This window comes from Vibrio sp., assembly GCF_984391705.1.
On record NZ_CFHWOM010000027.1, the window covers coordinates 41163 to 50962 of the forward strand.

General features: G+C 45.0%; 10 protein-coding genes. 2 read left to right on the forward strand and 8 right to left on the reverse strand.

Annotated elements, in window-relative coordinates; genetic code table 11:
- The 8 genes from AC4MRV_RS13950 to AC4MRV_RS13985 form a co-directional block, all read right to left on the reverse strand.
- Positions 1–422, reverse strand: a 422-nt coding sequence (locus tag AC4MRV_RS13950) for a M14 family metallopeptidase (protein ID WP_491187940.1), incomplete at its 3' end; no start/stop codon positions are given.
- A gap of 203 nt (positions 423–625) precedes the next feature.
- Entirely contained in the window at positions 626–2416 is a 1791-nt protein-coding gene (locus AC4MRV_RS13955) for a M3 family oligoendopeptidase (protein ID WP_491187941.1), read from the reverse strand.
- Positions 2417–2418: 2 nt separating this feature from the next.
- Positions 2419–3054 (reverse strand): histidine phosphatase family protein, encoded by a 636-nt coding sequence (locus AC4MRV_RS13960; RefSeq protein WP_491187942.1) that lies wholly within the window; start codon positions 3052–3054, stop codon positions 2419–2421.
- The gene (gene cobU / locus AC4MRV_RS13965; RefSeq protein ID WP_491187943.1) at positions 3047–3586 is read right to left on the reverse strand and encodes a bifunctional adenosylcobinamide kinase/adenosylcobinamide-phosphate guanylyltransferase; all 540 of its coding nucleotides are present in this window, start codon (positions 3584–3586) and stop codon (positions 3047–3049) included. The genes AC4MRV_RS13960 and cobU overlap by 8 nt, the downstream gene beginning before the upstream one ends.
- Complete coding sequence (locus tag AC4MRV_RS13970) at positions 3586–4362, reverse strand: adenosylcobinamide-GDP ribazoletransferase (RefSeq protein ID WP_491187944.1); 777 nt, start codon at positions 4360–4362, stop codon at positions 3586–3588. Before AC4MRV_RS13970 ends, cobU begins: the two co-directional genes overlap by 1 nt.
- Entirely contained in the window at positions 4362–5396 is a 1035-nt protein-coding gene (gene cobT / locus AC4MRV_RS13975) for a nicotinate-nucleotide--dimethylbenzimidazole phosphoribosyltransferase (RefSeq protein WP_491187945.1), read from the reverse strand. Before cobT ends, AC4MRV_RS13970 begins: the two co-directional genes overlap by 1 nt.
- 1 nt (position 5397) lies before the next feature.
- On the reverse strand, positions 5398–6009 hold the full coding sequence (locus AC4MRV_RS13980; RefSeq protein ID WP_491187946.1) for a flavin reductase family protein: 612 nt from the start codon (positions 6007–6009) through the stop codon (positions 5398–5400).
- Positions 6010–6469: 460 nt separating this feature from the next.
- Complete coding sequence (locus AC4MRV_RS13985) at positions 6470–8428, reverse strand: methyl-accepting chemotaxis protein (protein WP_491187947.1); 1959 nt, start codon at positions 8426–8428, stop codon at positions 6470–6472.
- Positions 8429–8631: 203 nt separating this feature from the next.
- On the opposite strand from AC4MRV_RS13985, the gene AC4MRV_RS13990 reads away from it, so the two are divergent.
- Together AC4MRV_RS13990 and AC4MRV_RS13995 are read left to right on the forward strand one after the other, a co-directional pair.
- Positions 8632–9318, forward strand: a complete 687-nt coding sequence (locus AC4MRV_RS13990; protein WP_491187948.1) for an NAD(P)H-binding protein — start codon at positions 8632–8634, stop codon at positions 9316–9318.
- Positions 9319–9507: 189 nt separating this feature from the next.
- Positions 9508–9800: cation:dicarboxylate symporter family transporter (locus AC4MRV_RS13995; protein ID WP_491187949.1), on the forward strand; the 293-nt coding region annotated here is incomplete at its 3' end.

Genomic DNA, 9800 nt, shown 5'->3' on the forward strand with positions numbered 1-9800 from the left:
TAAAAACTTGTCACCACTCGCTTAAGGTTTGCTGCTATATCAAGCTCAACCGATGGCTCATACTCTTTATCATCAAAAAGACGATTTAAGTTCATTTCAAGGAATCGGGTATGAGCGTTTGTTGCCGCTGGGTGCGCGATAATAAACAATAAACGCTCAGTGACTGGCTGAAATCCAGACTGAATATCTGTAATGATCTTGTCGACAATTTCCATCGGTGCGGTTTCATCACCATGAATGCCACAAGAAAAAATAATGTGTTTTGTTTCCTGCGTCATATTGGCAGGAATGACTTCAAGTACACCACGTTGATGTAATTTAAAGACCGCTCCACCAGCTACTGTGATTTCTCCAGCTGGCATTTCTTGTTCTAAGTCTAAGCTGTCAAAAAGAAAAGATTGGCGAAAGAGGTTTTTCGTCATGCGCTACTCCTTTATTGCACAGCGAGTATGTTAATGAATTGTTCTGACAAATTATGTAGAAGCGATCCCACTTATCGACACAAATCGTGTGCCGCATCGTAATTTATCAAATTGTTACACTGGGGTGTAAACGAAAAGCACTCGCGATGCAAAATAGCCGAGCGCTCGCTCGGCTTTAAGATCATATCATAAATAAGAATCGGCTATTTTTGATCTAGCAACGATTCAAACTCATCTATTTTACTTTCTACTCTATCGATGCTCTGTTGCCAGAAATCAGCTGTAGTAAGGTCCATCCCTAAATGCTTACTGACGACTTCTTCTGCCATCATTGAACCCGTGTCTCTTAGCAAATTGACGTAATCTTGATAGAACTGCTCGCCTTTGCTTTCACGTTGAGCATACACACCAATACTAAACAGGTAGCCAAATAGATACGGGTAGTTATAAAAACTCACCTGAGAAATGGAGAAGTGCAGTTTACTGGCCCAGAAATATGGATCTGGCTCCGACATCGAGTCACCATACCAATCTTGCCAAGTAGTGCTCATTAAATCACATAGCTGAGAAGCGTCTAACTCCCCTTCGCTACGCTGCTCATAAAAGCGCTTTTCAAACTCGTAACGCACAGGAATGTTGACCATCAACGCGTAACAACTCGATAGCTCCTCCCAAAGCATTTCCAGTTTTTCTTCTCTCGTTTCAACCTGTTCAAGAAGATAATCTCGAACAATATTCTCCGCAAAAATAGACGCCGTTTCTGCAAGCGTCATCGGATAACGAGTCTGGCACAGTGGCATATCACGCATTACCCAGTTATGGAAAGCGTGGCCAATTTCATGAGCTAGCGTCAGTAAGTCAGAGCGGCTTCCTCCCCAAGTCATGAATACCAGTGGTGTTCGGGTAGCCGCGAACTTAGTACAGTACGCACCTAAACGGCGATTTTCGCTTGGCGCTGCGTCAATCCAACCATTTTTCACCATTAAGGTTACAAACTCTGCCATTTCTTGATCAACACATGCAAAAGCAGCACGTATGATCTCTATTGCTTCGTCAAATCCATAGGTTTTAGGTTCTGAATCAGTCAAACTTGGCATTCCCGCTAGATGATTCCACGGGGTCATTTTTGCTAGTCCATGCACTCGAGCCATTAGCTTACCGGCTTTCTGCCCAACATGGCGATTCGCTTTCGCCGTGCCCATCATTGCATCTAATGTTTCAGATTGAATCCGGCTGTCATGCAAGCTTGGTTCTAGGAAATGAACATCGCGGACTTTTGAACGCTTCTGATATTCGGTCAAACGCCAACCAGCTAACGCGTTGAGAATGCCAGAGAACGACTCTTGATTTTGACGCATTGCGTTTTGGATACCACGCCAAGCCGGCTCTTGGGCTTCAAACTCAGTCCCATAGAGAGTGCTGGCTGCTTGAGAGAAGCCAACCTGAGTTTTTAAGCCATCTTCTAGGGTCACTTGCAATGAACCAGTAATATTGTCGTACAAACGCCCCCATGCATCTTTGCCATCAACCTGCATTGCAGAAAGCAACTGCTCTTCAGCAATGCTGAGCTTAGTATCAGCTAATTTACGCATCGCTTCTATTTGAAAGCTTTGTCCTGAAACATCCGTACTGTCATGACTAAGAACATCTTCAATAAAGCTATCTGGTGAAGTTAGCAAAATATCTTGGTATGGAGTAAAAGCTTGGCTAAGTTCAGAGTGCAATTTAGCAACGCGCCCGATCAGTGCTTTTGCTTCACTGTTAGTGGCATCCGTTGAGGCATGACAATTCGCAAATGTACTGATTGTTGCTAACAACTTGCCTGCAGCTTCGCTGGTTTGAATAGCATTTTGTACCACAGACACTGACGTACGAGTGTCAGTATGTAAAACGAGCGTCTGGATACATTGTTGGATTAGTTCAATATCTTGAGTAATTTTGCTATCGCTCAACCCTTGATAGGCGATAGATAAATCCCAATTTGGTGTCGTCATTTTTATATTCCTTGCTCAAGCGAAATAGAAATAGGTGCTCCAATCGAGCATACCCGCTTATAAATCGCATCGGCTTTAATGATCTGAATGTGACTGATTGTCTGATGTCCTATTTGCAGGCTTGAATACAAGCGGCTATCTCGCCAATCGATTGGTAATAGCGACGCCAGAATCATCCTGATGGTCCCACCATGACAAATAATTAACGTGTCTTGCTCGACATCTAATACAAGCTGATCCCAGCTTGTTGTAATTCTTTTATTAAAATTGCTTAGGCTTTCTGCACCAGGAAGGGTGTTCTCCGCTGGCGACTGCCAAAATTGCTCTAGTATAGGCCAGGACGATTTTGCCGAGTCAAAGGATACCCCATCTAACTCGCCAAAACTCATCTCTTTTAACTCTGGCTCGATTGTGACCTCAAGTGAAGGCTGTGCATTGGCTAACAAGTTCGCCAAATCAGCACAACGCTTTAGTGGTGAAGTGACAACTCGCTTAACCTTAAGTTGGTGACTCAAAAAAGCCTGAGCGATCTGTTTTTGGGTCTGGTCGTCTACCGGCACATCGGTATGACCATACAAAGCTGGAGCGCCTATGGTTTTTCCATGACGCAGCAAATAGATGTTTATGGTTTTACTCATGCCCACTCTTTAAGGTCATTGGAAGACCAGCAGCGATAAATGTCACTTTTTCTGCTAACTTAGCCACTGCTTGGTTCATCCACCCAGCATGGTCAACAAACAATCGGCTGACTTCCCCCATAGGAACAACCCCTAACCCAACCTCGTTGGACACTAACACAAAAGTCGCAGAGGATTTCTCCAAGGCGGCCACCAGCTGCGAAACTTGCGATCGAATTTGCGCTTCACTTGCTGTCTCGCCATGATTGTAAATGACATTGTTCATCCACAAAGTGAGACAATCGACAAGCACAACGTCGTTTGAGCCAAAGTCTTCAACTAGCGCGGCCAGTGCAGTAGGACATTCATGCTCAAGCCAAGTTTCATCGCGACGTTGCTTGTGATGGGCAATGCGCGACGCCATTTCGGCATCAAACGGCTGCGCTGTCGCAACATAGTGTCTCGCCCGCTCTGCTTGCTGCGCTATGACGCATTGCTCAGCGAAACTCGATTTTCCAGAGCGCGCACCACCCAAAATGAGATGAACCGCCATTAGCTTACTCCCAGCCAACTTAAAATGACCAAATAGGTAAGTAGCTCCATCAACTGCTGCGCTGCCCCCAAACAATCACCAGTAAAGCCGCCAATTCGCTTAATCAACCAGCGTTTAAAGGCTACGCGAAAAGTCAGTGCGGTAAGCACTAGGGCAAGACTCAGCCCCAAATCTAGCCATAACGCTGGGATAAAGCCAGAAACAAGGATTACCCCAAGCTCTGTCTTACTCTGTTGACTTGCCAGCGGCTTGCTTTTGCTGGTGTCACTGTCGGACACATAAGGCATGTCGTAGATAAGTGACGCCGCAAGCGCTCGACTTACGACATAGGCTGCTATCAAAGCCGAAATAACGTAGCCTGATTCAGCGAGTTGACTTAAGAAAAGAAACTTACCCAGGAGGGCCATGATCAAAGCACTCGCTCCATAAGTTCCAATTCGGCTGTCCTTCATGATGGCAAGGCGCTTTTCTTGCGTCATACCACCGCTAATGCCATCCGCCATGTCAGTCAACCCATCTTCGTGAAATGCGCCGGTGAGCAGCAGACTAAATATCATAGTCAAGAAAATGGATATATCGGCATCGAACAACAAACCGGAAAGCGCAAAAACACCAGCGCATAACAGCCCAAGAAGTAGTCCCACTAAGCCAAAATAACGTCCTGCTTGGTTCATGCGTTCTTCTGAGTAAGGCGTACTAGTAGGAATAGGTAACCGAGAAAAAAAACCAAGCGCTAGCAAGAAGAGCTCGATTTGATACTTCAGCGCCGCAGGCATTACACCACAACTCCTGCTTGTTCAAAGCTTGCCATGTTGTTATAAAATTCAGCCGCAGCTTTAATCAAAGGCACAGCCAACACGGCACCAGTACCCTCACCCAAACGCAGTGATAGATCAAGTAAAGGCGTAGCATCCAGCTCTTGCAGTAAATACTTATGCCCAGCTTCGTGGGATTGGTGAGCAAAAATCATAAATTCACGACATTGTGGGTTAATTTGGCATGCCGCGTACGCTGCTGCGGTTGCAATGAATCCATCTACCAAGGCTGGCGTCTTCTGTTCTACAGCTTGCAAGAACGCGCCAACCATTTGCACAATTTCAAAACCACCGACTTCGGACAATACGCTGTACACATCTTTACCGACACAACGCTCGACTCCTTGACTAATCAAAGCGATTTTCTTGTTCAATTGCTCTTGAGTAATACCCGTGCCGAGACCAACACAAGAGGCAACTGGTCGCTTAGAAAGCGCAGCCAATACAGCCGAAGCGCTTGAAGTATTGCCGATACCCATTTCACCAAACATCAGCAAATTGCTGCCACCGTTGATCAATTGGGTAGCCACACTCCGGCCATACTCAAGACCTTGCTCAACTTGCTCTGGGCTCATGGCAGCTGTTTGAGCAAGGTTCGCAGTTCGTTCACCTAAACGCTGAACGATAAAATCATCGTGGTCTTGCTCGACCGGAATTAAGATCCCACAGTCAACCACTTTAAGAACAACATCATTGGCACGGCAGAAGCAATTAATCGCAGCTCCACCAGCAAGAAAGTTAAGCACCATCTGCTGAGTGACCGCGCTTGGAGCGATGCTCACCCCTTCATCCGCGATGCCATGATCGCCAGCAAAAACAACGGCTGTAGGCTGGTTTATCTCTATCTCTTCTACGAGGAATCCTCGCTGGTTACTTTGAATCAACGCGAGCTGATGCGCCACTTGCTCCAGCTGGCCTAACGCGCCTAGCGGTTTAGTTTTTTGATTGATTCGATGCCAAATCTGCTCTGAATAATCCATATTTAATGCGCTCATACTACTTTGGCCTCGCGACAGAAAAGGTTCTCTCTAACACGGCATATTCGCTACCGCCCAGCCTCGAAAGTGGATTAACCCTTAGTGCGTCCACCACCAATCTATCAGAGCGTTCACCTATCACTGATGGATCAATATAAGCCGTTTCAATCTGAGCAAAAATCAAGCTTTGCGGCGTTTCGCCAATCTCTTTGACTTCAAAAAGAGTACAGCCAAAAGCAATCGGACACGCTTTCACACGCGGTAAGGAAAAACCATCAAAATCGACCAGTTCAATCTCATTGGTCTCTACTTCAGATACGCCATGTTCAAGTGTCGCAGCACTCTGGGTCACCTGTTCTGCCAGCTCAACGTTAGCAATGTGAATCACCATTTTGCCCGTTTCTAATACATTGCGAGTCGTGTCTTTCACCTCTCCTGTCGGCTTCTTACCAACCGAAAACATCATCAACGGAGGGTTACTTGAAACAGGTGTAAAATAGGAGAAAGGAGCAAGATTGTAATTTTGCTCTCCCGAGTCCGTCAGAACCCATGCGATTGGGCGCGGAATGATGGTTTGCGTCATTAAATGATAGATTTGAGTGGGCGCGAGAGTACTCATCTCAATGTTCATTTTGATTCCTTTATTGGCAAATCCCTTTGTGGGTTAGAGTGTATCGCGAAATCAGTGACTTAACATCCACTTTTGCGCTCGAATTGTTGAAGCCAGCGGGAGTCCGGAGCTGCTTTTTCGGAAGCAAATTGGTAGTCATAGTGAAAGAAATCTCTCAAAAGTACTATCCTTATAGATACTCCCTGTATTTACATTTATGTAAGTCATTGAAAATCATTAGACACAATATTGACGGCACAATGTGTGCATTAGGAGAAATGTTGAAGCGCTAGTTAGCGCTGTAGTTGATAGCACTGGAGGTACTTATGTTTGCCAATCAACGTTCGAAAAAACAAAAACCCGTTAAAAATGGCCAAAAAACTCAAAAGCGCGTGCCATTGTCTCTCACCTAACGTTTAATCACTTTTCTCTCAACAAAAAGACCTCGCGCCTGTGCGAGGTCTTTTAGATTAATCGCTGATCAGTCTGTCTTAAATTTAGTCACCAATGCGTTCAGCTCATCGGCTGATTGTTGCATAGATTGGGAGTTCAGCTGCGCTCGCCCTGCTACATCGTCAACTCTTTGAGTATCCTCATGTACTTGCTGAATATTCCGATTGATCTCTTCCGCAACTAAATGCTGCTCTTCCGCGGCTGTCGCAATTTGAGTACTCATATCGTGAATAGAAGAGACCGACTCAGAAATACCGCTAAAACTGGTGTTGACTGATTCTGTGATCTCTACCGTTTGTTGTGAAGCGCTTAAACTCACTGACATTTGCTCAGTGACTTCTTTGGTTCGGTTTTGTAAGCGCTGCACAAGTTCATTGATTTCCGCGGTCGAGTCTTGAGTGCGTTTCGCCAAGGCACGAACCTCATCCGCTACCACCGCAAAACCTCGCCCTTGCTCACCTGCACGAGCTGCTTCTATAGCAGCATTTAGTGCCAACAAGTTCGTTTGCTCCGCAATCCCTCGAATCGTGTCTAAGATTGCGGTAATTCCTTGGCTATCCTGCTCTAACTCGCCGATAGTTTCCGATGATGCCGAAATCAGTTGCGCAAGTTCATTCACGCTCGCGACAGCACTATTGATATCTTTTTGCCCTTGACCAACCAATGCTTGACTACTGTCAGCTGCTTGAGCTGCTGTGGTACACAAATTTGCCACTTCATTTGCTGTTGCGACCATTTCGTTAAATGCGGTTGATACCATTTCTACCGCTTGATTTTGGCGCTCTGATACTTGAGCGAGGTCTTCTGAGACGGTTAATGCGCGCGTCGCGGACTCCCCCATTGACTGACCTGCACGAGAGATCTGTTGGATTAGCTGGCGAATCGCTTTTAAGAAGGCATTGAAATAACCCGCGAGTTCGCCCGTTTCATCGTTCGAACGAACTTGTAGCTCTTTGGTTAGATCTCCTTCCCCTTCAGAGATCTCTTTCAGTCCGCTAGAGACAAGTGTTAACGGTTTGGCAATAAGGTTGGCTAAGAAGATGGCTCCCGCGACGAAGATGATAACCAACACCACAACAATGACCGAGATAAAACTCAGCAAATTCTGACTATCTTCCATTACTTCGTCATAGGTAATTAAGCCAACAAATTTCCAACCCAACTTGCCTGAGTGATACACATTCGCCATGTAATGCTCGCCGTCTATCGTTATGTCAACCACCCCTTCACGGGTTTGACCGATTTGTCGGTAAGCGTCACCTAATTCGTTTACATTTTTAAAATTATTATCTGGATTGTTGGCATCAACCAATACATTACCGGAATCTTCAATCATCATCAGATACCCGGTTTCACCAAGCTTTATTTGTTTGACAATGTCCGTTAGGTTTTTCAGGGACACGTCGATCGCAACCACACCTGATGCTGATGAATCATTGGCTGAGAAGGCCTTTACCGTACCAACAATGGTGGCGTCGTCGGCCGCCCAGTAGTAGGCCGACGTGCGTCCTACATTGGTTGGCGATGACTTTCCTGTTGTAAACCAAGGCCGTGAACGAGGATCATACCCTGCTGTTGTTTTGCCCTTTGGCCACTGAATATAGCCACCTTGCTCTGTACCCATATAGACATATGAATATCCAGAATGGGAGTTTCCAAGCTGCCCCAACAACTTAAATATATCTTGCTCAACTTGGCTATTGTTATCTGGCGTCATTTGTACCGAGGCTTTATCCGTATACGTTTCGATTGAACCGTCAGCCGCTTTGATGGCAGGATGTTCCGACAGCATACGCACATTATCTTCGATAGCATCAAAGTAGATTGCAATCGCATTATCAACTTGGCTGATTTCACCTCGGCTGCGCTCAATGAAGTCGGTTACAGCTTCTGTTCGTGAACTCGATATGACGACATAAGAGATAATCGCAACTGGAAGCAAGGTAGCGGCAATGAGCCCCAACAATAGTTTCTGTTTAATTTTCATAACCCAACGGCCTTATGCGTTCGTTTACTGTTATGTAATAAAGTTAGTCGATAGGACTAGAGATGCCATTGAGACAGCTAGTACCATTCGACAAGTCAAGCTTTGATCACAGACTTTCTCCACCATTTAAGCGATGCTTCCCTGAACACTTTCTAATCAGCCTGATGGGTTGATATCACGCACTAAAACTTCGGTGTATTATCTTGCATAGTGAAGACAACCTAATCGTCATTACCGCTGGAAGCTCAGGCTTAGTCGGAACAGAACTGATAAAACAAATGCTCGAAGAGCAACCCATCACGTATATCTACGCATTAAGCCGCAAAGATCTTCCGTTTTACCATTCGAAGCTTGAAGTTATTAAAAACCAAGAATTGGATATCCATGATTGGGATGAGTCGAAAGTGACCCCACACTATGGCTTTATTTGTTTAGGGACGACCAAAAAACAAGCAGGAAGTAAGGAAGCATTAGAAAAGGTTGATTATGAACTGGTGTGTAAAGTCGCTCAGCAAATGCAAGTGATTGGTGTTAAACGACTTTGTGTTGTATCAAGCTTAGGCGCTTCTGCTCATTCCCTCTCACATTACTTGAGATGTAAAGGGAAAATGGAGATGGCCATTGAAAGACTTGGATTTGAGCATGTTACTTTCGTAAGACCTGGGCCTTTAGTTGGCTTAAGGGAGCACCCGCGAAACGATGAACGACTCGTGCAAGCGATATCGTCTGTATTAAAACCTTTAATGATTGGCCCACTTGGCAAGCTCAAACCTATCAGAGCCAGTGTTGTCGCAAGAGCTATGCAGTACGCTATTTTCGCCAATTCAAATAAAAAAGTTCAACATCTTGATAGTGTCTCTATGCGAAGATTGGTTAAACAGTATCAATAAATTACGCTTAACTATCCGTGTTTGGCTATTTAGACATCACTCGCAATTCTAAATAACCATTGGGTATAAGAAATTCTCTTTCTTCATTTCAATCCTTGTATTTGAATCATTACTCTCCCTTACAGAACCCCAGCCCATAACACATTAATCAAACTAATGTGACGCATAAAAAATATAAGGATTTCAATTATGTCAGTTGCCTCTATTGCTTCATTGGCAATATTTGTCGCTATTCTGTTTTTTCTCTATGGACAGCAGAAAAAAGAAAACACTCTCTCTCGATTAGTGCTATTTGGTTTAGTCTCGGGCAGTATATTTGGTCTTAGTCTTCAACTGGTTTTCGGTGAAGGCAATCCAGTTATCGCTCAAACATTAGAGTGGGTAAATGTGGTTGGTAAGGGCTACGTTGGCCTGCTGAAGATGATCATTATGCCATTGGTATTGGTATCCATGATCGCTGCTGTCGTGAAGCTAGAAAAAGG